This is a genomic window from Caldithrix abyssi DSM 13497 (assembly GCF_001886815.1).
Lineage (GTDB): Bacteria > Calditrichota > Calditrichia > Calditrichales > Calditrichaceae > Caldithrix > Caldithrix abyssi.
In genome coordinates this window covers 3,483,555-3,509,065 of sequence record NZ_CP018099.1, presented here as the reverse complement: position 1 = coordinate 3,509,065, position 25,511 = coordinate 3,483,555, and the positions used below count along the sequence as shown (strand labels likewise).

General features: G+C 46.4%; 21 protein-coding genes. 13 read left to right on the top strand and 8 right to left on the bottom strand.

Annotation, left to right across the window (positions count from 1 at the left end; all coding sequences use genetic code 11):
- The first annotated feature begins 2 nt into the window (after positions 1–2).
- The 8 genes from Cabys_RS13670 to Cabys_RS13635 all read left to right on the top strand — a co-directional run bounded on the left by Cabys_RS13670 (position 3) and on the right by Cabys_RS13635 (position 7,853).
- Positions 3–872 (top strand): diacylglycerol/lipid kinase family protein, encoded by an 870-nt coding sequence (locus Cabys_RS13670; protein ID WP_006926687.1) that lies wholly within the window; start codon positions 3–5, stop codon positions 870–872.
- Entirely contained in the window at positions 872–1,627 is a 756-nt protein-coding gene (locus tag Cabys_RS13665) for a DUF5683 domain-containing protein (RefSeq protein ID WP_006926686.1), read from the top strand. Before Cabys_RS13670 ends, Cabys_RS13665 begins: the two co-directional genes overlap by 1 nt.
- A complete protein-coding gene (locus tag Cabys_RS13660) occupies positions 1,608–1,994 on the top strand; it encodes a YfiM family protein (protein ID WP_006926685.1) in 387 nt (128 codons plus the stop codon). Before Cabys_RS13665 ends, Cabys_RS13660 begins: the two co-directional genes overlap by 20 nt.
- On the top strand, positions 1,981–3,036 hold the full coding sequence (locus Cabys_RS13655; protein WP_006926684.1) for a PHP domain-containing protein: 1,056 nt from the start codon (positions 1,981–1,983) through the stop codon (positions 3,034–3,036). Before Cabys_RS13660 ends, Cabys_RS13655 begins: the two co-directional genes overlap by 14 nt.
- A gap of 207 nt (positions 3,037–3,243) precedes the next feature.
- Positions 3,244–4,215 (top strand): UbiA family prenyltransferase, encoded by a 972-nt coding sequence (locus Cabys_RS13650; protein WP_006926683.1) that lies wholly within the window; start codon positions 3,244–3,246, stop codon positions 4,213–4,215.
- Positions 4,216–4,281: 66 nt separating this feature from the next.
- Positions 4,282–5,187 carry a signal recognition particle-docking protein FtsY gene (gene ftsY / locus Cabys_RS13645; RefSeq protein WP_006926682.1) on the top strand — a complete coding sequence of 302 codons (906 nt, stop codon included), beginning with the start codon at positions 4,282–4,284 and terminating at the stop codon, positions 5,185–5,187.
- A complete protein-coding gene (rimO, locus tag Cabys_RS13640; RefSeq protein ID WP_006926681.1) occupies positions 5,184–6,479 on the top strand; it encodes a 30S ribosomal protein S12 methylthiotransferase RimO in 1,296 nt (431 codons plus the stop codon). The genes ftsY and rimO overlap by 4 nt, the downstream gene beginning before the upstream one ends.
- Positions 6,480–6,554: 75 nt before the next feature.
- Positions 6,555–7,853, top strand: a complete 1,299-nt coding sequence (locus Cabys_RS13635) for a GWxTD domain-containing protein (RefSeq protein WP_006926680.1) — start codon at positions 6,555–6,557, stop codon at positions 7,851–7,853.
- 486 nt (positions 7,854–8,339) lie between these two features.
- On the opposite strand, the gene murA is transcribed toward Cabys_RS13635, so the two are convergent.
- The 7 genes from murA to Cabys_RS13600 all read right to left on the bottom strand — a co-directional run bounded on the left by murA (position 8,340) and on the right by Cabys_RS13600 (position 17,423).
- Positions 8,340–9,599, bottom strand: coding sequence for a UDP-N-acetylglucosamine 1-carboxyvinyltransferase (gene murA, locus Cabys_RS13630; RefSeq protein ID WP_006926678.1), 1,260 nt, complete (start codon positions 9,597–9,599; stop codon positions 8,340–8,342).
- A gap of 24 nt (positions 9,600–9,623) precedes the next feature.
- Entirely contained in the window at positions 9,624–10,625 is a 1,002-nt protein-coding gene (locus tag Cabys_RS13625; RefSeq protein WP_006926677.1) for a UDP-N-acetylmuramate dehydrogenase, read from the bottom strand.
- 4 nt (positions 10,626–10,629) lie between these two features.
- Positions 10,630–11,583, bottom strand: a complete 954-nt coding sequence (locus Cabys_RS13620; RefSeq protein WP_006926676.1) for a PLP-dependent cysteine synthase family protein — start codon at positions 11,581–11,583, stop codon at positions 10,630–10,632.
- A 214-nt stretch (positions 11,584–11,797) separates the two neighbouring features.
- Positions 11,798–12,382 carry an NUDIX domain-containing protein gene (locus Cabys_RS13615; protein WP_006926675.1) on the bottom strand — a complete coding sequence of 195 codons (585 nt, stop codon included), beginning with the start codon at positions 12,380–12,382 and terminating at the stop codon, positions 11,798–11,800.
- A 106-nt stretch (positions 12,383–12,488) separates the two neighbouring features.
- Complete coding sequence (locus Cabys_RS13610; protein ID WP_150109218.1) at positions 12,489–13,247, bottom strand: hypothetical protein; 759 nt, start codon at positions 13,245–13,247, stop codon at positions 12,489–12,491.
- Between the two features lie 281 nt (positions 13,248–13,528).
- A complete protein-coding gene (locus Cabys_RS13605) occupies positions 13,529–14,899 on the bottom strand; it encodes a sigma-54-dependent transcriptional regulator (RefSeq protein ID WP_006926673.1) in 1,371 nt (456 codons plus the stop codon).
- On the bottom strand, positions 14,889–17,423 hold the full coding sequence (locus Cabys_RS13600) for a sensor histidine kinase (RefSeq protein ID WP_006926672.1): 2,535 nt from the start codon (positions 17,421–17,423) through the stop codon (positions 14,889–14,891). Before Cabys_RS13600 ends, Cabys_RS13605 begins: the two co-directional genes overlap by 11 nt.
- Positions 17,424–17,985: 562 nt before the next feature.
- Between Cabys_RS13600 and Cabys_RS13595 the strand changes: the two genes are divergently transcribed.
- On the top strand, positions 17,986–19,218 hold the full coding sequence (locus tag Cabys_RS13595) for an ISL3 family transposase (RefSeq protein WP_006926671.1): 1,233 nt from the start codon (positions 17,986–17,988) through the stop codon (positions 19,216–19,218).
- On the opposite strand, the gene Cabys_RS13590 is transcribed toward Cabys_RS13595, so the two are convergent.
- Positions 19,189–19,650, bottom strand: coding sequence for a hypothetical protein (locus Cabys_RS13590; RefSeq protein ID WP_006926670.1), 462 nt, complete (start codon positions 19,648–19,650; stop codon positions 19,189–19,191). The genes Cabys_RS13595 and Cabys_RS13590 overlap by 30 nt on opposite strands.
- A 449-nt stretch (positions 19,651–20,099) precedes the next feature.
- On the opposite strand from Cabys_RS13590, the gene Cabys_RS13585 reads away from it, so the two are divergent.
- The 4 genes from Cabys_RS13585 (at position 20,100) to Cabys_RS13570 (ending at position 25,368) form a co-directional block, all read left to right on the top strand.
- Complete coding sequence (locus Cabys_RS13585; RefSeq protein ID WP_006926669.1) at positions 20,100–22,577, top strand: glycosyl hydrolase family 18 protein; 2,478 nt, start codon at positions 20,100–20,102, stop codon at positions 22,575–22,577.
- 92 nt (positions 22,578–22,669) lie between these two features.
- Entirely contained in the window at positions 22,670–23,890 is a 1,221-nt protein-coding gene (locus Cabys_RS13580) for an Ntn hydrolase family protein (protein WP_006926668.1), read from the top strand.
- Positions 23,887–24,261 carry an NFACT RNA binding domain-containing protein gene (locus tag Cabys_RS13575; protein WP_006926667.1) on the top strand — a complete coding sequence of 125 codons (375 nt, stop codon included), beginning with the start codon at positions 23,887–23,889 and terminating at the stop codon, positions 24,259–24,261. The genes Cabys_RS13580 and Cabys_RS13575 overlap by 4 nt, the downstream gene beginning before the upstream one ends.
- Positions 24,262–24,444: 183 nt before the next feature.
- A complete protein-coding gene (locus Cabys_RS13570) occupies positions 24,445–25,368 on the top strand; it encodes a 3-phosphoglycerate dehydrogenase (protein ID WP_006926666.1) in 924 nt (307 codons plus the stop codon).
- Positions 25,369–25,511: the final 143 nt, after the last annotated feature.

Genomic DNA, 25,511 nt, shown 5'->3' with positions numbered 1-25,511 from the left:
AGGTGAACTATTATTTTATTGTAAATCCCGTTTCCGGCCGGGGCAGAGGCAAAGTTTTAGGACAGCGCCTGGCAGAACGTTTGAGCCGGCTGAGTATTAATTTCGAAATGGTGTGGACAGAAAGGCCCGGGCACGCCATTGAACTTGCCGAACGCGGCGCCAGGTCTCATTCGGTTGTGGTGGCCGTGGGCGGCGACGGCACCATGAACGAAGTGCTCAACGGAGTGGTGGAAAGCGGTACGGCGCTCGGATTAATTCCGGTGGGCAGCGGCAACGACTTTGCCCGGGCAGTTAACATCCCTTTCGATTTTGACCAGGCGCTGGAGGTTCTGTTAAAAGGCCGAAAGAGAAAAGTGGACATTGGCAAGGCCAACGAACGTTATTTTCACAACGGCGTGGGTATCGGCTTTGACGCCTGGGTGGTGCACACCAGTCTGGGCGTCAAACGATTGCGCGGCAATGCCATTTACCTGTACTCGGTTTTACGCACGTTAATGAAATACAAACCGGTTCCGCTTGAACTTAGTTTTAACGGTTCGGTTAAGATTGATGATTACTTTATGATCTCGGTGGGCAACGGCGTTTCCATGGGCGGCGGTTTTTATTTAACGCCCGATGCGGAGATCGACGACAGCCTGTTTGACCTGTGTCTTATTCAAAATATGCCGACGGTTTCCATTCTTAGGAATTTAATAAAAGTTTATAGCGGCACGCACAAAGAAGACCCGCGAGTGGAGATGCACCGCACCGATCATTTACGTGTGGAATCGCGCCAGCCGTTTGGCGTTCATGTGGACGGCGAACTGTTTTCGTTAAGCGTGCAGAAATTGGACATTGAAATCATTCCTCGTGGGTTGGAAATTATTTGTTGATGAAGAGATTGATATTGCCGAAGCGAATGATGTGGGGCGTTCTTTTGCTGGCATGCTGGCTGGCAGCTGCGCAAAGTCTCTTTGCGCAAAGCGAATTTGCGGATTCCAGCCGCTCTTTAAATCCGTACACCACAACGCTTAAATCCGCGCTGCTGCCCGGCTGGGGGCAGGTCAATCAGGAGCGCCTGTGGGAAGGCGCCGTTTTTTATTTTGGCAGTTTGCATTTTTACTACAATGCCTTTTTTCATCTTTACCATTACAATAAGGGAAAAGCCCGGCGCCATTACCATGCGTTTCGCTGGAATTTAAACGCCGCTCTTTTTGTTCATCTGGTCAACGTACTCGACGCGGCCGACGTCTCTTTTCGTAAAAGACCCACCGGCTGGCAGGGTGGTTTGTTCTCAGACAAACCGTTAAAATCGCCGCGCGGCGCCGCCCTGCGTTCCGCCATGGTGCCCGGCTGGGGACAGGTTTACACAGAGTCCTATTTAAAGGGATTGGCCTTTGCGCTAACAGATCTTTATCTGGCCTTCCGCGCCCATCAGGCCGACATCAACTATCGTTCGACGCGGGAGACCAAATATCGCGATGAACGTTCTAAGTTTAGCTGGTATCTGGGGGCGGCCTATTTGTTGACCGTTGCCGACGCTTACGCCAGCGCTTATTTGTACAAGTTTGACCAGGCCATGAAGTTAACCGTTGTGCCCGTGGTGGATTTAAGATTTGTGGGGTTCCATGCGCAAATTAAGTTTTAGTTTTTTAACGGCAGGATTCATAATTCTCTTTTTATGGCCTTTAAAGGTACATGGCGCACAGCCTGTGCCGGCGGATTCTGTTAAACTGCAAAAGCCGGCGATCAAAGACTACTGGATTGCGCCGGACAAAGGGTTGCATTTTTTAGGGAGCATGATGGCTACCATTGCTTCGGCTAAAACGCTGGAACAGCAGTTTGATTTCAATAAAGGACGTAGCCGCGCCTGGGCCATCGGCTTTTCCATCTCGCTTGGCGTGACCAAAGAGTTACGCGATTCCAGACAGCCAAACAACTTTTTTTCCTGGAAAGACCTGACAGCCGATTGTCTGGGAACGGCGCTGGGGAGGCTGATTCTTGAGCTTAAATAAGTCAACGTACTTTCGCTACAACGGCATTATTCATGTGCATTCGGTCTTTAGCGACGGCACGCGTCCCATCCCGGAAATCGCTCAGATCGCCCACGAGCTGGATGTGGATTTTTTGCTCATTACCGATCACAATACGTTGCGCGGCAAACGCGAAGGCTTTGAAGGGTGGTATGGCAACGTGCTGGTTGGTATTGGCAGCGAGGTGAACGACGCGCAGGATAAAAATCATTATCTGGTTTTTGATGTCGATGAAGAACTGGGGCCCCATCTGTCGGCCAAAGAATATCTGAAGCGCGTACATCAGGCGGGCGGATTGGGAATTATCGCCCATCCGGATGAAAAACGCCGGCACATTGCCAAATACAAACCCTATCCCTGGACCCTTTGGGATTCGGAACTGTTTCATGGCATCGAAATATGGAACCAGATGTCGGAATGGATGGAAGGTCTGACGCATTTTAACAAGTTGTGGCGCATCTGGCAACCGCGCCGTTCCATTATCTCGCCAAAGCCGGAAACATTGAAACGCTGGGATCGACTCAATCTGAAACGAAAGGTCGTGGGCATCGGCGGGGTGGACGCCCATGGCTATTTACATCAGTTATGGGGGCCGTTCTCCATCAGGGTGTTTCGCTACAAGGTCTCTTTCAGAACCATCCGCACGCATGTGTTAACCGCTGAGCCCATTAAAAAAAATGAAGATTACCGTCATGCGTTAAAAAAGATTTACCGCGCCATCAAACAAGCGCGCTGTTTTATTTCTCATGTCTATCTGGGCGATGCCAGTACGTTTTCCTTTTTTGCCGAAAACGTTCATGGTCAGGCCACCATGGGCGAGGGCCTGATTTTTGAACCGGACACCGTCTTTAAGGTTGAACTGCCCAAGGAAGCCAGCGTGCTGTTTATCCATAATGGCAAAACCCTGGCCCAAAAAACAGGTCGAAATCTGGAATTTAAAGGCAAGGAAAGGGGCGTTTACCGAGTGGAAGCGCATGTGGAAAATCGACCCTGGATTTATTCCAACCACATCCGCCTGGAGTGAGGACCAGTACTGGAAAGGCCGAACGCCGTTGGTTGAGGAAATGGTTTAAAAGAAGGTTTAGAGGTTTAGGAGTTTAGTGGTTTAGAGGTGGAATGTTTGATCATCAAAAGGTCAATAAAAGAACTCTGAACACAAACGTGGAAGAATTTCCGCGGAAAATCGTCACCTTGTATTGGGTTTGTTGGAAACAGAAAGTGAACTGAAAAATTGAAAAGCGCAAACAAGCAAACTAAGTGGCTTAACTATCTGGACTATTTTTTTGTCTTGCGTCCCATGCTCTTTTACCCGGGATGGTCCACCTTGCTGGCCGGATATTTGATCGTGTTCAAGCATCGCTGGGCCTTAACCCCGTCAGAATGGAGCGAGCTGGATTTTGGCCTGCTGGCTGTTTTATTCGTCTCTTTTGCGCTGGCCATGGGCGGAAGTTTTTTGCTAAACCAGCTGGCCGACGTGGAATCGGATTTGAAAAATAATAAATTGTTTTTGATTTCAAAAGGCCACATTCCTCGCAAAAACGCCGTGGTGGAAGTGATTGTACTGCTCGCTCTGTCGCTGGTTCTTGCGCTGGCTGTTGATTGGCGTATTTTTGCTACCATCCTGATATTTATTGTGATTACCGGTTATTTGTACAACTTTAAGCCTTTTCGTTTTAAGGATAAACCCTGGTGGAGTTTGTGGGCCAACATGGCCATGGGCTTTCTGGCCTTTTGTCTGGGCTGGCTGGCCGTTCATCAACAGTTTTCCTGCGTATTATTGCTGGATGCGCTGCCCTATTTGTTGTTTAACACGGCTCTTTATTTTTACACCACACTGCCCGATGTGGAGGGAGATCGGGCGGCCGGTAAAAAAACGCTGGCTGTGCAGTTTGGCATTAAAACCATAGTGTACGTTGCCTTTCTTTTTTATCTGGCAGGCTTAATCAGCGCCGTTGTTTTGCAAGATCGGCTGGCGCTAATCATGGTGGCGCCAGCGTTGCCTTTTTTTGTGTGGACGCTGCGGCTGCCCGAGGTTTCGGCTACCATCCGGGCCACTAAATTCAGCATCTTGTTTTTTGCGCTGGCTGTGTGTTTAAAAATTCCATTTTATTTTGCGTTAATGGCGGCCGGTTTTTATTTTACGCGCTGGTATTTTAAAGCGCGTTTTCAATTCGATTATCCTAACTTTCAGGGGAAAGGTTAACAGGGAATCTTTTTTTCTTTAAATGGGTTAAACGGTCTTTTAATTAAGGAAAGGAGTTGACAGTCGGTGTTAGGGAAAATTAAACAGGGATTAAAGAAAACCAGAGAAAATGTTTTTTCCAAACTGAACAATGTGTTCAGCGCGCATAAAAAAATCGATGAAGATTTATTGGAAGAGATTGAAGAGATATTAATCACCGGCGATGTGGGCGTGGATACGACCATGGAGATCATCGAGCATTTGCGTCAGCAGGCCAAACGGCAAAAGGCGGAATCTCCCGAAGACCTGCAAAAGATTTTGAAAGAAGAGTTGAGTCGGCAGTTGCTGGCTCCGCCGGAAGAATCGGTAACGCACAGGCCTTATGTGGTATTGGTGGTGGGCGTAAACGGCACGGGTAAAACCACTTCCATCGCCAAGCTGGCGCACCATTACAAGCAGCAGGGCAAAAACGTGTTGCTGGCTGCGGCCGATACCTTTCGGGCGGCGGCCATCGAACAACTGGATATCTGGGCGCAGCGTCTGGGCTGTGAGATTATCAAACATCAACCGGGCGCCGATCCGGCGGCCGTGGTGTTCGACGCGCTAACGGCGGCTAAAGCGCGGAATGTAGATTATGTGATTATTGACACGGCCGGACGTCTGCACACCAAGGTGAATTTGATGAGCGAGTTGAGTAAAATCTACCGCGTGATCGATAAACAAATTCCCGGCGCGCCCCACGAGGTCATTCTGGTGATCGACGCCGGCAACGGACAAAACGCCGTCAATCAGGCCCGGGAGTTCGTGAAAGCGGTTAAAGTCAATTCCATCTTTTTAACCAAACTGGACGGAACGGCCAGGGGCGGTGTGGTGCTATCCATTAAACGCCAGCTGGGCATTCCGGTCAAATACATCGGCCTGGGCGAAAAAATGACCGATTTTGAACTGTTTAATCCACAGGAATTTTTAGAAGGGTTGTTTGCAAAAGAATGAAAAAGATTCATGTTACCACGTTAGGCTGCCCCAAAAATATTGTCGATTCCGAAAATTTGCTGGGGTTGTTAAAAATCAATCAATTTGAGATCGGACAAACGCCAGAAGAAGCGGACGTTTTAATCATCAATACCTGCGGATTCATCAATGACGCCAAGGAAGAATCCATCCAGGCCATTTTAGAAGCGCTGGAACTCAAGAAAAACGATCCGCACAAAAAGGTGTTTGTGGCTGGTTGTTTGACCCAGCGTTACCGTAAAGAGATCGAGCAGGAAATCCCCGAGGTGGACGCCATTTTCGGTACGGAAGAGTACACGGAGATTTTGAAAGCCCTGGGTCGGGGACACGCCGCCATGGATACCCTGTACCGTTCGCGTTTAATAACCACGCCCCGCCATTACGCCTATTTAAAAATTTCGGAAGGTTGTAACCACACCTGCGCTTTTTGCGCCATTCCCGCCATCCGCGGAAAACACCGCAGCAAACCCATGGAGCAGCTGGTGGAAGAAGCCCGCGTGCTGGCCGCCAACGGCGCCAAAGAGCTGATCATCGTTTCGCAGGATACTTCCTATTACGGTAAGGATCTTTACGGAAAGCAGAGTATTGTAGAATTGCTCCAACGACTGGAAGAAGTGGAGGGCATTGAATGGATCAGAGTTCTTTACTGGTATCCGACCAATTTTCCCATGGAAGTGCTGCACTGGATGCGCGAGAGTAAAAAATTGCTACACTATCTCGATCTGCCCATACAACATGTGAGCCAAAACGTTTTGCAAAAGATGCGGCGCGCCGAAACGCGGGAGTCCATTGAAAATATTCTGCAAACGGCCAGAAAACTGGTGCCCGATATGACGTTCAGGACGACGGTGATTGTCGGCCATCCCGGCGAGCGGGAAGAGGACTTTCAGGAGTTGCTGCAGTTTGTCGAGGCCTTCCGATTCGATCGGCTGGGCTCCTTTTTGTATTCTGATGAAGAGGGCACCGCGGCCTTTGAGCTGACGGATAAAGTGCCGGAACAGACGGCGCGCGAGCGGCAGGAACAATTGATGGAGCTGCAAAGAGAAATCTCGCAGGAAAAAAATCAGCGGTTGATCGGCCAAAAGTATTCCGTGCTGATCGACGAATACAATGCGGAAATGAACTTTTATCTGGCGCGCACCTACCAGGACGCCCCGGAAATTGACAATGAAGTGATTATTTTGAATCCGTCCGGAGCAGAACTGGCGGTGGGCCATTTTGCGCAAGTTGAGATTGTTGACGCCACGGAATATGAATTGTACGCTAAAATATGAAGTTAAGATTTTACAATTGGCCAATATTTTTGTATTTTTAACAGGATATGTTGGAATTAGAGTTTGAGAAAAAAGATGAAATTTAAAGTTTCTTTAATCGTCCTTTTGTTAGGTTTTGTTAGCGGCGCCGCCTTTGCCCAGTATATGGGAACCAACCAGCAGAGCGGGGTAGGCCTGCCCTTTTTTGAGCTTACCTACCAGCATCGTTTCGATGCGGATTTAAAACACCATCGTCTGCTGATCATGTCCAGCCATCTGTACGATGATTTAACTTTTATCAAAAGCGATACCAGCGGTTTTGACACGCAGTTCGAAATGCTATTTGCTATTTATGATCAGAACGAAAATGTGGTTATGATGCGCACCGTTAACCGCAAAATCAACGTGCCTTCGTTTGATTTGACCAACAGCCGGGAAGAGGCGGTGGTTCTGAAAGAAGAATTTAAATTGCCGCCGGGAGAATATTCGTTGCTGGCTAAAGCCACGGATTTAATCACCAATAAATCGGCCAAGCGTAAAATCAAATTTACTTTTAAGGAGTTTAGCGATAAACCCGTTGCGCTGGGCAGTTTGCTCTTTTTACAGAGTGTGACTCAGGATTCCAGCGGGCAGGTAGTCGATTATGAACCGACCTTCAGCAACAACTTTACGGTAAAGGCCGGCATTTTTTACGTTTATTATGATGTTTACGTAAAACAGATTGGCCAACCGGTAACCCTGCGCTACATTTTTAAAGGCGAAAAACGGCGCAGTAAAAAGAAAATTGTTGAGATCGACAGCATGATCACGGTGATACCACAAAACCATATCTTTTCACAATTATTCACGTTAAAAAGAGAACGCCTGAAACGGAATAAATATTTACTCACCGTAGAAGCCATCGTTGGCAACAAAAAAGCGCAGGTTTCGCAGAGCTTTTCTTTCTTCTGGTCAACGGTTCCCAGCACAGAAGAAGATATCGACCTGGCTCTGCATCAGATGTCTTACATCTTAAACGCGGACACTTTAAAAAAATACTTAAATGCTTCGCTGGAAGAAAAGAAGGCTTTTTTTGAACGCTACTGGAAGGAGCGCGATCCGGATCCGACCACGGCTAAAAACGAGTTGAAGGACGAATATTTCAAGCGCGTCAACTACGCCAACACCTATTTTTCGACCATGACCCAGGATGGCTGGGAGACCGATCGCGGGCGCATTTTAATTAAATTTGGCTTTCCCGACGATATTGAGCGCCATCCGTTTGAAATCGATAGTCCGCCTTACGAGATATGGCAGTACTACACGCTGCGCAAGACGTTTTTGTTTGTGGATTACACCGGTTTTGGCGACTACCGTCTGGATCCGCGATATTACGATATGGAGTATGATTATTAAGAGAAAGGCGAGGTTCAGCCCGCTTTTAATTTTTTAGGTCGCTTGAATGGGATTCTTCGCCAAGCGAAGAATCCCCTGATCTGTGCAGCCCGCCCGCAAGACATAGATTTACCGGCCGCTGCCTCTTGCTAAATTTAGAATACTTCCTTCAAAAAATGTAATGCATTAGCGTGCGAAAATTTTTGTGCTGCTGGATTGGTTGAATAGTTGATTAGTTGAATGGTTGAATGGCAACTGTCCACTTTCAGCGTTCCCCTCTCCCAGACTTTTATTCTTGAAAAAGGAGATCAAGAGGGTGAGGGCAATTAAAACTATTTTAAATTTTTAACACTCTTTGCGCTCTTGGTGGTTCGTTTTTGGTTGCGGCTTTGCGGCCCTGGAAATACAATCTAATTGAAAAAAACAGCAACCTCGCTCATTCGGCAGTCGCAGCCTCCGGCAAAAGGGAAAATCTCCTTGCTAAAACAACGTTTTGTTCCGCGTGTCTTAATCCACTCTTTGGATGTCGGCGCCGATTTTGTTCAACCTGACGTCGATGTTTTCGTAACCGCGGTCAATCAGTTCAATACGATCGATCACGCTCTGGCCTCTGGCGGCCATGGCGGCGATGAGCAAGGCAATGCCAGCGCGGATATCCGGGCTGCTTAGTTCCTGCCCTTTTAAAGGGGATGGGCCGTGCACAATCACGCGGTGTGGATCGCACAAGATGGTGTTGGCGCCCATAATGGAAAGCTTATCGACAAAAAACATGCGCGATTCGTACATCCAGTCGTGGCAGAGCGTCATGCCCTGCGCCTGGGTGGCCAGCACAATCATCGGACTCATTAAATCGGTGGGGAAGCCGGGCCACAGCCCCACCTGCACTTTGCCGGTCTTCGAAATTAACTTTGACGGCTTGATGTGCAGAGTTCTGTTATCAATGAATTGCAGATCGACATTCATCTGCTGTAAGTGAAAGGCGATCATACGCAGGTGTTCCTGCAGGGCGTCGTGGATAACCAGCTCGCTTTGCAGACAGGCCGCGGTAATGGCAAAGGTTCCGGCTTCGATGTGGTCGGGCACGATATCGTGCTCAAAGCCTGTTAGGCGCTCACGGCCGATGATTCGTAATTTGTTGGAGCCGATGCCTTCGATCTGCGCGCCCATTTTAGTCAGAACATTGCACAAATCGCCAATGTGCGGTTCGGAAGCGGCGTTTTCGATGACGGTTTGCCCGGCGGTTCTGGCGGCGATCAACAGCGCGTTGGCCGTTGCCGTAACCGAAGCCTCGCGCAACCAGATATGCGCGGGAAGAACGCCCGATGCGCGAAAAACGTAAACACTCTCGTCAAATTCAACTTGCGCGCCAAAAGAAGCGGCCACATCAAAATGCGCATCCAGATTTCGTCGGCCAATCACGCAGCCACCCGGCGGAGGCAGGCGAACCTCGCCCGTGACCGGCAGCAAACCGCCCAGAAAAAGAACCGAAGCCCGTAAATTGGTGCCCATCTCATAGGGCAGTTGTTGGTTGTTGACCTGCCCGTTAATTCGGTAAACATTGGGTTTCAGGCGTTCCACCTTTTTACCAACGCTTTTGAGCAAGGCGAGCATGGCATGCACGTCCCGAATTTCCGGCATGTTGCGCAGGATACAGCTTTCTTCGGTCAACAAGGTGGCGGCGATGATAGGCAGCGCGGCGTTTTTATTGCCTGCCGTTTTTATTTCGCCCTGTAGTTGTTGTTCGCCTGTAATTAAAAATCTGGCCATTTTGCTCCCTTTATCGTTAAAAAACTACATTTCATCAAAGCCGATTAATTCAATTTCCAGTTTCAAACGCACGCCGGTTTTGTTAAGCGCTTCGTTTTTAATTAGATTGATTAAAAACAGCACGTCTGAGGCGCGGGCCTTTCCTGTATTTTCAATAAAAGCGGCGTGGGCGTTGGAGATTATGGCGCCGCCCTTGCGCACACCTTTTACGCCCAGCACGCGGTCGATAAAATATCCCACGGAAGACGTGGGCAGGTTTAAGCGCTGCCGATCTTGTTCGTCGAGATTCTGGAAGATGCATCCGGCCGAAGTCTGGGGCTGAATGCGTTTTTGCGATGCCCACCATTTGTAAAATTGTTTTGCCCTGTCAACGGGCCCTTGCCATCCGTAAAGCACAACGTCCAGCACAATTTCCCCCGTCTGGTGCAAAATGCTGTAATCGTAAGCAAAGCGGAAATAAGAAGCATCGACGCTTTTCACCTGCCGGCCGTCGAATAATCGCGCTGAGTGGACAAAATCTCCGAAAAAACAGGGGCCGCCGTGCGCGTTCATGTAAAGCGCGCCGCCTGTGGTGGCCGGAATACCGGCAAACCATTCCAGCCCCAGCATGTTCTGGCGGTGCATGGCACGGATCAGCGCGCTCAGGCGCATGCCGGAAGCGATCCTGAGCAGCAGCGGTCGGCAGTCTTTCGCGTTTACTTCAAACAATTCGGGGAAGCGGGGAAAAACGGGCGGTTTTAAATCATCGGCGGCGGGCAGTTCTTCAAAATGCGCGGAATGATTGTGAATGATTAATCCGTTGTATCCCGCGTCGGAGATGAGCACATTACTGGCCTGGCCCAGTACTTTAAAAGGAAGATCGAACTGCCGGGCCAGGCGCATGGCGTCCATCAACTGCTGCGCTGTGTGGACTTTAAGGTAATACTTTGCCGGCCCCCCAATGCCAAAGGTGGTCAGGGGCGCAAGCGGAAAATCCGTTAAAACATTCAGGCCCATTTTCAGGGCGGTTTTAATGAACACGTTCATACTTTCAAACAAAAATACTACTTAAATAGCGAAAGCCCGAATCGGGGAAGATGGTAACGATATTCACTTCGCGATCGATCTTGCGGGCAATTTCCAGCGCGCCGTATAAATTAGCGCCGCTGGAGCCGCCGGCGATTATGCCCTCTTCGCGCGCCAGGCGTCGGCTGTAGTCAAAAGCCGTTTCGTCGTCCACCTGAAGCATGTCGTCCAGCAGTTCGAATTCAACGGTTTTTAAGATAAATTCGTCGCCCAGGCCTTCCAGACGGTAGGGAGCGGGCCGAACCTTTTTATGGTGTTTGAAGTAGTGGTAAAAAACCGAACCCTGCGGATCGATGCCGATTAATTTGATTTGCGGATTCTTTTCTTTTAGATAGCGACCGGCGCCAAACAAGGTGCCGCCCGTGCCAATGCCGCAAACCAGGTAATCGATCTTTCCTGAAAGCTGCTGCCAGATTTCCGGGCCGGTGGTTTTGTAGTGCGCTTCGTTGTTGTCCAGATTGTTGTGTTGATCCACATAATAGGCGTTGGGCGTGCGTTTTGCCAGATGTTCGGCGAAATGGTTGTAGGACTTTTCATCTTCCGGCGGTAGAGAAGCGTCCACCAAAATCGTTTCGGCTCCTAAATGCTGCAACATGCGGATCTTTTCCGGACTGGTGGTGTCGCGAATGACGATCTTACACTTGTAGCCTTTCTGGATGGCCACCATGGCCAGACCGATGGCCGTATTGCCGGAAGAGTTCTCGATGATTGTGTCGCCCGGTTTTATTCGCCCGCTCTGTTCGGCTTTTTCGATCATGTAGCGCGCAATGCGGTCTTTAATGCTTCCGCCCGGATTCATGAACTCCAGCTTGGCGAAGATGTTGGCCTTTAAACCTTGGGTTACAAAATTAAGTTTTACTAAAGGCGTGTTGCCAATGGCATCCAGCAGGTTTGGATGCACCTTTCCCATTACAGTCATGCTGTTTTCCCTCTAACCAAAGATTAAACCAGTTACCCCTCTCAAAAGTCAGGGCGAAATATAGGGAAAATTTTTACATAAGAAAAGGGCAATTGGGCTGTATTATTTTTATTTGGGCGATTAAATTTTTACAGGCTGTAGCTAAAACCCTTTACGGGCGGCCCCTAAAATTTCTGAAACCGCATCAGCCGTTGCCGTCTTAAACGGAAACCGGTTAGCCGCGCCGTTTCAGCAGATCGTTAAGAAAAAAATGCTGGACAGCCAACAGCGTTTTGCCATCTTCAATCTCTTTGTTCATCAATTTTTTAAAGGCTTCTTCTCTCGTCCATTCAACAACTTGAATGTCTTCGTTTTCGCTGTCCAGGCCGCCGCCGTCATTGATCCTTTTTGTGGAATCGGTGTAGCCGATGAAGATATGAATCCGTTCGGTGGTAATGCCCGGACTGACGTAAATGGTGGCCATGTGTTCAAGGCGTTCCAGCTCGTAGCCTGCTTCTTCCAGACATTCGCGGCGGGCGCAGGCTTCAGGCGATTCATCGTCCAACACGCCGGCCACAATTTCATCGATCCAGCCATCCTCCCCGGCCTCGTAAACGGCGTAGCGGAATTGACGAATGAGCACCAGAGAGTCGCGGTCTGTTAGATGAATCAGCACGGCGACGGCCTGGCCGCGCTCCAGGTTTAAGCGGCGAACGACCGGCGAGAGCGTTCCGTCAAATTTTTCGTGAATCAGTTCGGCGCTGTCCACTTTAAAAAAGTCATCGAGCAGGCGTTCTTTTTTTAGAATTTTGACTTTCATAGTAATTCCATTTTTTTTTGAACGAACATAACAAAATAAAGGAATTATGCAAAAGGATGCAAGGGAGAAGTGGTGGACAGGGAAAAGATTTATCGTCGCTGCGGGACTACAAACAATCCGCTCCCTGAGCGTAGTCGAAGGGAGCGCAGTCGAAGGGAGTCTTTTCACAATCAACGGTTGCTTCGACTTCGCTCAGCAACCGGTTTTCGACTTCGCTCAGCAACCGTAATCCCCCACCGATGGAAAAACCGCTCCCTGAGCGGAGCCGAAGGGAGCGGAGCCGAAGGGGAGCAAAGTCGATGGAAGTCCCTTCACGATCAACGGTTGCTTCGACTTCGCTCAGCAACCGGTTTCCGACTACGTTCAGCAACCGTACTCCCGCTCCCTGAGCGGAGTCGAAGGAAGTTCCTTCACGATCAAAGGTTGCTTCGACTTCGCTCAGCAACCGGTTTTCGACTACGCTCAGTAACCTTACTCCCGCTCCCTGAGCGTAGTCGAAGGAAGTCCCTTCACGATCAACGGTTGCTTTGACTTCGCTCAGCAACCGGTTTTCGACTACGTTCAGTAACCGTACTCCCGCTCCCTGATCGGAGTCGAAGGAAGTCCCTTCACGATCAACGGTTGCTTCGACTTCGCTCAGCAACCGGTTTTCGACTTCGCTCAGTAACCGTACTCCCGCTCCCTGAGCGTAGTCGAAGGAAGTCCCTTCACGATCAACGGTTGCTTCGACTTCGCTCAGCAACCGGTTTTCGACTTCGCTCAGTAACCGTACTCCCGCTCCCTGAGCGTAGTCGAAGGAAGTCCCTTCACGATCAACGGTTGCTTCGACTTCGCTCAGCAACCGGTTTTCGAGTTCTCTCGGCAACTGTACTCCCGCTCCCTGAGCGTAGTCGAAGGAAGTCCCTTCACGATCAACGGTTGCTTCGACTTCGCTCAGCAACCGGTTTTCGAGTTCTCTCGGCAACTGTACTCCCGCTCCCTGAGCGGAGTCGAAGGGAGCGCAGTCCAAGGGGAGCGGTAAAGGTGCCCGTTGAACAAGGAAAAAGATTTCTCGTCTCCCACCGGTGTGGGATGCTTGAAATCACAGGGCAAGGATGGGAGACGATCCACGGAATGGCAGAAGCCTGTATCCAATCAACTCTTACTCTACGAACGAACGTAGTCATCTTTCTGGATGCCAAATTTACGCATCTTTCTGAACAGGGCCGTTCGATCAATGTCCAGGGCTTTGGCAGAATCCAGAATTTTCCAGGAATGTTGTTTTAATGTTTGTTCAATATAAAACTTTTCGTATTCTTCCAGCGCTTTTTTCAGGCTTTTGCCGTTGGAGAAAGAAAGGCGTTGGGCTGTTGGCGCGCTGCCCAAAGCCTCGTTAATTTCCTGCGCGTCAATAATTTCTTTATCGGTCAAAACAATCACCTTTTCAATAACATTTCGCAATTCTCTGATATTTCCCGTCCACTCATTTTGTTTTAAAATTTGCAAGGCCTGTTCGCTAATTCCCCGAACCGGTTTGTTATAGGTTTGGGCAAACATCTTGATAAAATGATCCGCAAGAGGCGGGATATCTTCCGGACGCTCGCGTAATGGGGGAATGTGAACCTGAATGACGTTTAAACGATGGAAAAGGTCTTCGCGAAATTTTCCATCGCGGATCAATTGTGGAAGATTCTGGTTGGTAGCGGCAATCAATCGCACATCCACTTTGATTGGTAAGGGGTTACCGATTACCTCTACCTCATTGTTTTCTAATACTCTTAACAGTTTGGCCTGCAGCTCCGGACTCATATCTCCGATTTCATCTAAAAAGAGCGTACCTCCGTCGGCAACCAGAAATTTGCCTTTGTAATCCTGATGCGCCCCGGTAAACGCCCCCTTTTTGTGTCCGAACAGTTCGCTTTCCAGAAGCATGGATGGGATGGCTGCGCAGTTGATTTTAACAAACGGTTTGCCGGCTCGCAAACTATTGTTATGAATGGCGCGGGCTACTAATTCCTTGCCGGTGCCGCTTTCGCCGGTGATTAATACTTTGGCGTTGCTTCTGGCTACCATCTCTATTTTATCTAAGATTTTCTGAATGGCTTCGCTTTGGCCGACGATGGAATAGGTTTCGTCAATTTGAGCTTTTAAAACGGATTTTTCCAGAAATAGTTTTCGTTTTTCGATAGCATTACTTAAAGTGATTAAAATACGGTTAGGATCATCTGATTTTTCAATAAAATCATAAGCGCCCATACGTATGGCTTTAATGGCCAGGGGAATGGTTCCTTCTCCGGAAACCATAATAATCGGAACATCCGTCCGGATTTCCAGAAATTTTTCCAGTAATTGGATACCATCCAATCCCGGCATTTTTAAATCGAGTAAAACGCAATCGAATTCCTTATTTTGAAACGTTGCAACCGCCTTGCGCGGATTAGAAGAAATCTCAGCCTGAAAGTTGTTTACTTCGAGAAACTCTTTCAATGATTTTAAATAAACCACGTCATCATCGATCAGGAAAACTTTAAATGCCATAGGTTTCCTCTCGATAGGGTATGGTAATGCGAATTACTGTAGATTTTCCTGATTCCGAAAAAACACTGATTTTCCCCAAATGGTCTTCAATAATTTTACGGGCCAGGGTCAGCCCCATACCTGTGCCGTTCTCTTTGGTAGTGAAAAAGGGATCGAAGATATGTTTTAATATGTCTTTGTCCATGCCGGGACCGTTATCAATGAATTCGATTTCAATGTATTTTTTAAAATTTTCTTCAATATTTTCCACGAGATTGGAAGTAATCAAAATGGTGCCTTTCCCGTTCATGGCGTCAATGGCATTTTCGATAATGATCTGAAAAACCATTTCTATGAGCGTTGGATCCACAAAAATCTGATCGTGCTGTTCATCCAGCTCCCATTCAATATGTAAATCTTCATCCAGATAAAAAGAAAAGCGCTGTAAAGTATGTTCCAGTAACGAACGAAGGGAGACGCGTTGTAAGTTAGGCCTTTCCAGATTGGTAAAACGCAAAAATTGTTTGGCCATTTCGCGGATGCGCGATAACTGTTGACTGGCCGTGTCCAGATCTTTCCCGATTTCATCAGCCTGATTTTGTGGGTGTTTTGAAAGTCGGATGCGCGCTGTTTGCACAAGCAATTGAACGGTAGAAAGCGGCGTTTTGATATCGTGGGCCATCTTCTGGATTGTTTTGCTCCACAATTGTAGTTTTCGCTCCGATTGTTCATTGTTTAAGGGCACCACTTCGATTAAATATCCAGAAGGCGTACCAAGCAGGCCTTTATGAACAAACCCGCGTAACAAAAACTGCGTGTTGCCATCGGGCAGAAATAACCGGAATTCTCTTTCCTTTAATTTCTGGCTGTGTATTAGATGCTGAATAAATGAAACAATTTGAGGCCGCTCTTGCAATGCTTCGCTAAAATGAACGCCTGGCGATAAAGGCGCTGAAAGTTTTAAAGTTTGTTCAAATTTACTATTCACACTTCGCAATCGTCCCTTAAAATCCAGCAATAAAAATCCGATAGGCGAAAAATGGAATAATTGCCGACGCATTTGTATTGAAGAAGAAAAACGCTGCGCCTGAAATAACAATCCGGTGATAACAAAAAATAAAACAAACGCCATCCCTATCTCTATCGGATAACGAAATACGTACCATGGATTGTGTTTGTACTGCACGGCATAAACCAAAGAGTCGGTTTGAAAGATTAAATCGGTTTCTGCTTTTCCGCGTTTACACACCGAGTAAATGGTTGCATAGCCATAGTTAATTTCTTCAGGGATTACCGTTATTTCTTCAAAATCCGGTTCGATAATCATCAGAATGCCGGATGCGCCGCTAGCCAGGTATTCATCCTGAAGATCATTGTCATAATCCATTTGATCTATAATTGCATATATGGCATAAGGTGGCTTAATCGTTTTGACGGTTTTGAGATTATGATCCAATTCATAAAGATTGCCATTAAAATTGCATACATAAAGATGGCGGGGATTGTCAAAAGGCAAGCCAAAAACAGTCCAGTGATTTTCTGAAACCAATTTACGTTCGCGAATTAATTGACCGTCCGGAGTGAACAGGTACAGAGCAGGCTGTACATCCAGTTTGCCTATATATGTTTTGCAAGCAGCTATATAGGTTTGAACGTTGGTTTGGAAAATGGTATAATAATTAACTGAAAAAGCCGGGGGGAAGGGAATGGGCTCAAAAGCAAATTGCAGATCGAGATTAAAAACCATCAGCCAGCTTTGATTATCGGGATAGGGGATGGATTGGGGGGCGTAGTTGTTTGGAGCGTAGCTAGCCTGAAAGAACAGTTCCGGCGTTTTGTCGCCGTCCAAATCAAATAATCTTAATTTTCCCCCATAGGCGCCCATGAGGGGCGATTTTGCCACAATGCGCCGGCGTTTAATGTCGAACTTGAATATGCGACGCGGCTGAAGACTATGCCCGGTCATTATGTTGATGAACATTTCCTGGTAGCCGTCATGGTCGGAATCATAAAAAACCGCATCAACATTTTGCACATCCCAGGCTTTTTGCGGATGGGGATTTGGTTCAGGCGCCCGGACAATAAATTGGCGATAGATTAAAAATTGATTGGTAAAGCGAGGATCAAAACTGTAAAGAAAGATCGAATCGTTGCCTTGAGTAAAAAAATAGATTTCATCGTATGAATCATTATCAAAATCGGCAAAAAAAACCGCCTTATGTATCCAGCGTTCGGAGAAATTCCACTGATCGACCAGCATATCTTTTGAATTGTAATATTTAACGCCAATTTCCGACCATTCCGGAATGGTTTTAAATATTACATGCTCGCTAAAGCCGTCGTGATCGAAGTCATTATAATAAAATTCTCCGATTTTTTGTTTAAAGAAAGTTTTTTTATCGATCTGGACGCGGTTGGGCGCAAAAAAAGGCTTAAGCGCCTGCATGGTTAAAAAGGCGATAAGAATTGCCAGCACAGCGGAAAGAAAGTAAATCCTGTGCAGAGTTATGCGTTTTTTTTGGTCAGTATATTTCTCTGGTTCCATTAAGCCAAACAGTTTATTCCATTAAACTTAATTATTAAAGGATACAGAACCTGATATTTAGAAAAGTCCAATTCCCTTTTGTACTGTTTTCTTGCGTTAAAGTTTTTTGCATTTTCGATTATGTAAATATATATACGCAAATTTAAAAAATAAAGCAAATAATGTTGTCAAAAAGCAACAAAAAAATATAAATGTTGTATGCCTGCAACATAAAAAGTGACAATGCAACGATGTGGTAATATATAAATATTGGCTCAGCTGGGATGTGTGAAAAATAAAAAAATTTTCTTAACTTTTGCAATCCGGCCAGGGAAGTAAACTTTATAATGTTAAATAAGGCGCTGGTTACTTCCCTGGCTGGGTTTATAGTATTGATAAAATGTTCAGGCTAATTTTTTATCCATTTAAACATTTTTTTCCGTATTACCATTTTTCCGTTATTTGAATATATCGTTTCTATAATTTCGTCGCCCACATATAATTTTTTATAGTCATTGCTATTAAAATTTTTGGCTCTACTGGGATTTTTGTGAAAAACAAAAATAATCCTTAGATTGAGTTTATGAAAGATAAAGAATTATTTAAACAGATTTTGGGACTTTCGCATCCCTGGGAAGTGTCTAAAGTTGACTTAGATATTGCGAATGAGGAAGTAGAAATAGAGATTATCTATAAGTCAAAAAAAGGTTTTTGTCCCGAATGCGAAGTGGAATATGATATTTATGATCATCGCGAAAAACGTCGTTGGCGGCATTTGGATACATGCCAAATGAAGACCTATATTGTCTGCAAAGTTCCCCGCATTAAATGCAAGGAACACGGAGTAAAAACGATCAAAGTTCCTTGGGCAGAAAAGTCGAGTCGAACGACTTTATTATTTGAACGTTTTGCTATTGAGTTATTACTGGCCTCCAAAAACCAGAGCAAAACGGCACAATTTTTACGGATCAGCTTTGATATGCTTCATCATATAATGAGCAAAGCAGTGGAACGCGGGCTATCACGCCGAACGGAAGAGGACATTAAATATATCGGGATAGATGAGAAGAGTATGAAAAGAGGTCATACTTATGTAAGCGTATTATCCGATAGTGAAAGAAGACGTGTAATAGATGTAAGTGAAGGTCGCACAACAAGCTCTGCCAGTTCCTTAATAAACAAGGGATTAACAGAGAAACAAAAGGAGGGCCTCAAAGCGGTCAGTATGGATATGTGGAAAGCTTTTATTAAAGCTGTTCAAAAGGAGCTTCCCAATGCTTCCATAGTGCATGACAAATTTCATATAATGAAGTATTTAAATGATGGAGTGGATAAAACCAGACGAGAGGAAGCCCGTAAATTACAAAAATCTAATGATAAAACCTTAGTGAAAAGTAAATATTTATTTTTAAAGAATCCGGAAAATATGACGGACAAGCAATTATCGCGTTTCAGAAAAATTCAAGAACTTAACCTTATCACTTCCCAGGCTTGGGCGGCCAAAGAGAACTTCAAAGAATTCTTTAGGAGTGAAACAATAAATGATGCGAAATTCTTTTTTGCGGAATGGTATCAGGATATTAAGGGACGTTCTTTAAATAAAATGATTAAAGTAGCAAAAATGCTCATTGCTCATTCAGATGGCTTATTAAACTATATAAGATATCAGATAGATAATTCAGTAGCCGAATGGTTGAACGGCAAGATACAGGAGATAAAAACAGTTGGTAGAGGCTTTAGAAAATTTGAAAATTTTAGGATAGCAATACTTTTCTTTCTTGGTAAATTAGACCTTTTTCCACAGGAATCCCAGTAGAGCCAAATTTTTAACAGGTGTTAAAGATGATTTTTTTTCAGAAATTTTTATTGATTTATTTAACGACATACTTGGTCCTGATCCACTCAAAGTCATTCTGAAGTAATTATCTTCACCATCCTCTCCGTCCACTAAAAATCCGCCTTTTTCACCTTTATTAATGGTTATTTTGTATGTTCCTTCATAGCCCCAGTAATTTCCCAGACCATCTGAACAGTAATACTCATAGTAATAGGTTCCAGGGGCAACCTCATAATCGGTATATTCATGAATTGTGGAGGGAACTCCTGGATTATTATCCGTATAGCTGTCAACATACCAATCCCAGGTAAAAGAGAGATAGGCTTTTCCGTCTTCACCATCCTGCCCACAGCCTAAAAACAGTACTGAACTCAACAGAATTCCCATAAATAACGTAACTAAAATTTTCATGATAACCTCCAATTTGTTAAAACGGTTGTGTCAAAGGTTTTTATGATTTTATAATTAGGTTGCAACTATTGTGCCATTTATCGATATTTAAATTTTCTTTGATTTTTCAATAAATTGGACGGTATTTAATAAATTCTGGATCGAACGGTGTTACATTATTGCAACATTTTAGCTGAACAATGTTGCAATAAGGCAACGTCATTTTTTTTAAAAAAGTTTTTTCGAGCCTACCGTTTAGATTGTTTTAATAGGAGTTATAAGATTTCTCTTTCTTTTAGAAACAATAAATCACCTTTTTTAGAGCGAACTCAAAAAATGCAAAACCGGCATTTTTATGTACCATTTTCCAGGCCAAATTTCATCCTCACCCAATAAAATTGAATTTGAATTATTAAATTTTTCTGTTATTTTTAAAAAACTTTTTATCTAAAAAACAGACTGTGAGGAACATGCAAGTAAAATGGATTTTGTTTCTTAGCTTATTGGCATGGAGCGCGACGCTTTTCGCTCAGCCGGGCGTCGATAGTAAATCGATTCATCAGCTGGAATATGAATTACATCGTTCACTGCCCAAACAACCGTCGTTATTCGATTCAACAGGCAGAGGAATTATTCGTCTGGCAAAGAGCATGAGCGTGCAAAAGCCCTCCGTGGCCGTATTTGGTTATTTGCCCGACTGGCAATACCTTTCGACGCGCGCGTTTTTGCAGTACGATTTACTGACGCACATTGCCGCCTTTGATTTTACCGTTTCTGCAAGCGGAGCCATTTCAAAGCCCTCTTACTGGCCGTGGACGGATGTAATCAATGCGGCGCATGCCCACGGCGTAAAGATCATTTTAACGGCTGTTAATTTTAACGCCGACGACATCCACAACTTACTTACCAACCAGCAGGCTAAACAAAATTTCTTCTCCAATCTGAAGGCGCTTTTAAATCAATACAATCTGGACGGCGTTAATATCGATTTTGAAGGATTGTACACCGCCGACCGCGGTTCGCTGCTAAACGGTTTTATGGCGGATCTTTCTGCATCGATTAAAAATGATTTTCCTGACGCCGAAATTTCCTTTGCCGGTCCGGCCGTGAACTGGGGCGGATGGGATTTAAAAGGCCTGGCAAAATCCTGCGATTACGTTTTTATTATGGGCTACGCTTTTGCCGGAAGCTGGAGCTCCACTACGGGCGCCAACGCTCCGTTGAGCGGCGGCAGCTACAATATTACCAATACCGTCACAGTGCAGTACGCTTCGGTAACCAATGAAAATCCGCAAAAGTTGATTTTGGGCCTGCCTTACTATGGCCATCGTTGGAAGACCCCAGGCCCGCAAGCCGGCGCCTCTACAACGGAATTCATGGGCAGCGCAAAGTTTTCTCCGGCGGAAAAAGAAGCGCAAAACTATGGCCGTCTATGGCATTCCAGCAGTCAAACGCCGTGGTTTTGCTACCAGATTGGCAGCCAGTGGTATCAAGTGTGGTTTGACGACGCTCGCAGCCTTGCTTTAAAATATGATCTGGCCGATAGCAAAAATTTACGCGGCGTGGGCATGTGGGCGCTGGGCTATGACGATGGCCGGCAGGAGCTGTGGAATTTGTTGCGTCAGCGCTATTTGCCGCAAAGCGCGCCGCAGCCCGTCGCGCCGTCGGCCATTTTTGTTCAGGCTGGCGATGAGATCGGTCAATTACGGGTAGAATTTGAAACGGTGTACGGCGCACAGGGCTACGAGGTCTATTTAAGCACGGATGGCCAGAATTTTACGCTGGCTAAGTCTTCTTCGAACAATCAGATGACGCTTGAAAATCTGGCCCTTAACGACCTCTATTTTTTAAAAGTGCGCAGTTTTAATGCCCGAGGCAGCAGTTCGTTTTCCGGCGTGCTGGCGGCTACCTGTTCACGGCTGAATCCCATGTTGTTGGTGGATGGCTTTGAGCGCAACGATCAGAATCAAAATACGTTTGCCTATTTAATTCAGCACGCAAAGGCCTTTTGGGGCAGAGGACAGGCCCTTGCCTCAGCCACCAACGAAGCGGTTGTTCAGAATATTTGCCAGCTCGATTCTTTTAAAATGATTGACTGGATGTGCGGCGATGAGAGTCAGGCCGATTTTACGCTGAACGAAACGGAAAAGCAGCGCATCCGACGCTATCTTGAAAACGGCGGGAATTTTTTCATTTCCGGATCGGAAATCGGTTATGACCTGGTGGAGAAGGGCTCGCAAGACGATCGCGATTTTTACCAGAATTATTTGAAAGCGGAATATGTCAGCGACGCGCCGTTGGGCAGAAAGGCTACTTACTATTCCCTTGAAGGACTTGCCGGCTCCATCTTTGCCTCGCTGGGCGCTTTAGAATTTGACAACGGGAGTTATGGAACGTACGACGTGGACTGGCCGGATGCCATTCGACCCCTCGGCGGGGCTCAGGCTGGTCTGGTCTTTTCTGGGGTGGATGTAAGCAATGGCGGAGCGGCTGTCTATTACAAAGGCACTTTTGGCGCATCCACCCGGGAAAGCCGATTGCTTTATTTGACCGTGCCTTTCGAAACCATTTATCCCTTGCAAAAACGGCAGGACCTGGCCGCGGCCGTTCTCAACTATTTTAGCCAGCCATTGGCCATCGACCAAGCGGCCGATGTCCTTCCCGAAAGGTTCCGCTTTATCAAACAGTACCCCAATCCGTTTAATAACCGCACTGTTTTTGAGTTTCAGTTGTCGCGCAATACGACGGTTGAACTGCGTATCTTTAATGTATTGGGGCAACAGGTTCTGGGGCTGAAAAAAGCGCTGGCGGCTGGCAGGCAACGAGTGACGTGGGACGGCCGCGATGGGCGGGGCAGAAATTTGTCAGGCGGAATGTATTTCTTTCAATTAATAACAGCAGAAGAGGGCAAAACGTTGCACAACGGCAAGTTGATTCTGGTCAAATAACGTGACCAATTTCAAAGGCAGGCAAGCAGAAAATCAGGGAAAATCTGCGCTGCGGTGAAAACAATCTTTGAAATAAAAAATGCGAGGGTGTTATGCAGTTTAAAACGGTTAAATGGTTTGCATTGTTCTGGCTCATTCCATTATTGGTATTGCCCTGCACCACGGCCATTGTTTCTGGCCGGGCCACACCGGATGGCAGGCCGCGGCTGTGGAAACACCGCGATTCGGGCCATGAACAGAATGTGATTCGCTTGTTTGCGGACGGACGATTTCGCTATTTTGGACTGGTAAACGCCAGCGACAGCACGGGCAAAGAGGTGTGGGCCGGCGTTAATGAAAGCGGATTTGCCATCATGAATTCCGCATCCTACAACCTGAAGACGGCAGAGGACACCACCGCCATTAAAGACCGTGAAGGCGAGCTGATGAAAATGGCGCTCAGGCTTTGTGCCACGCTGGAGGATTTTGAACGTTTGTTGGATTCATTGCCAAAGCCGTTGGGCGTTGAAGCCAATTTTGGCGTGATCGATGCGCAGGGCGGCGCCGCATATTACGAAACCGGTAATTTTGCTTACCAGAAATTTGATGCGAATGATTCGCTTGTGGCGCCGGAGGGTTATTTGATTCGCACCAACTTTTCCTTTAGCGGCAAGCCGGATGCGGGATATGGCTATATTCGCTATCAAATGGCGGAACAGTTATTTAAACAGGCGGCGATCGGCAATCAACTGGATGCGGAATATATTTTAAGCCGGGTAAGCCGCTGTTTAAAACACGCTTTGACCGGAGTCGATTTGACTGCCAGTGATCAATCGTTTGTGTCGTTTCGTGATTTTATTCCGCGTAAGAGTTCGGTTTCGGTTGTATTGGTACGGGGCGTTGAGAGCGGCGAGGATCCAGCCAAAAGTTTAATGTGGACCATTCTGGGATTTCCATTGACCGGCGTCAGCCTGCCGTTGTGGGTGGAAAATATGGACGACATACCATTGTTGTTAAAACCGGGGGCAGACCGCAACGCGCCATTGTGTGAGGCTTCGCTGGCGCTAAAAGAAAAATGCTTTCCGATCAGGCGAGGAAACGGCCCTTATTATCTTAATCTGCCCGTTTTGTGGAACAAAGAAGGCAGCGGCATTCTGCAGAAAATTTTGCCGTTTGAACGTTCTATTTTTAAGCAAACGACGAAATTTGAGGCCGTGTTGCAGGACAGTAAAAACCGTAAAGAAGATATCGAAAAATTTTACAATAAGATTGAAAAGGCCGTGAAACAATTTTACGGACAAAAGTTTGATGTGAAATTGGAAGAAGGCCAATGAAAGTTAAAAAATTCCGTTCTACTTCCGGCCTGGATATCTGGGTGGGAATGGACGACGCGACCAACGACCAATTAACTTTTAAAGAGAGCCATGGCAACGATTTATGGTTCCATGTACACGGTTTTCCCGGCAGTCACGTGATTTTACGTTGCGGCGAGACAGAGGTTGAAGCGGATAAACAAAGCATAAAGGAAGCGGCGCAATTGGCCGCCTATTTTTCGAAAATGCGTAATGCAAAGAAGGTCGCCGTTCACTATTGCAGAGTATTTGACGTTAAAAAGCCGCGCGGCGCGAAACCGGGCAGTGTGGTCATCCAGAAATTCAAAAAGATGTTGGTGCAGCCGCAGCTTATTTTGGATGAATTGCGTTGAGAAACTCCCGTAAAAGGCGCTAACGTGTTTTTTATGGGAACTGTTTCGCTGGCGGATATGAAGCTTTTTACTCTGATCCCGATTTCTTCAAAGAATTCGTCAAAAACTATTGTGTTTTAAAAAAATATGTGATAATTTTCATTTCGACAAAGACTGGTTAATCAAAAAGTAGGAGAATAAAACATGCCCAAAGTTTTAGTCGCGACAGTAAAGCCGTTTGCCCCCGTGGCCGTTGAGCAAATCAAAAAGATTATTGAAGATGCTGGTTATGAATTTGCCTTGCTGGAAAAGTATGATTCGGAAGAGCAGTTGAAAGAGGCGGTTTCCGATGCCGATGCTCTGATCGTACGCAGCGATAAAATCCACAAAGGTATTATGGAAGCAGCGCCGCATCTGAAAATTGTGGTCAGGGCCGGGGCAGGGTACGATAATATTGATCTGCAGGCGGCCACGGAGCGGGGAATTGTGGTGATGAACACGCCCGGTCAAAACTCCAATGCGGTTGCCGAACTGGCTCTGGGAATGATGGTTTACCTGGCGCGCAATCAGTTCAACGGCAAGCCTGGCACGGAACTTAAAGGGAAAACGCTGGGGATCCACGCTTTTGGGCACGTGGGCAAACGCGTGGCTCAGATTGCCAGCGGTTTTGGTATGGAATTGTTTGCCTTTGATCCTTTTATTTCTGATGAAGAAATTTCAAAAGAAGGCGTTACGCCGGTTAAATCGGTTGAAGCATTGTACGAAAAATGTCAATATGTTTCGCTGCACATACCGGCCAATGAAAAAACAATGAAGTCCATTAATTTTGAGTTGTTGTCGCGTATGCCGCATAACGCTGTGCTGGTGAATACGGCCCGTAAGGAAATTATCGATGAAGAAGGCCTGTTGAAGATGTTTGCCGAGCGAGAAGATTTTAAGTACATCTCGGATATTGCGCCCGACTGCGCTGCAGAAATTGCAGAAAAATATGAAGGACGCTACTTTTTTACGCCTAAAAAGATGGGCGCTCAGACGGCGGAAGCGAATATTAATGCCGGATTGGCTGCCGCCCGCCAGATCGTCAACTTTTTTGAAAAAGGCGATCGTACTTTTCAGGTGAATAAATAGCGTTTAGTATTTGTAATCTCAGAGTTTATCCCGCTCCCTTCGACTACGCTCCCTTCGGCTCCGCTCAGGGAGCGGTTTTTTCTTCGGTGGGGGATTACGGTTGCTGAGCGAAGTCGAAGCAACCGTTGATTGTGAAGGAACTT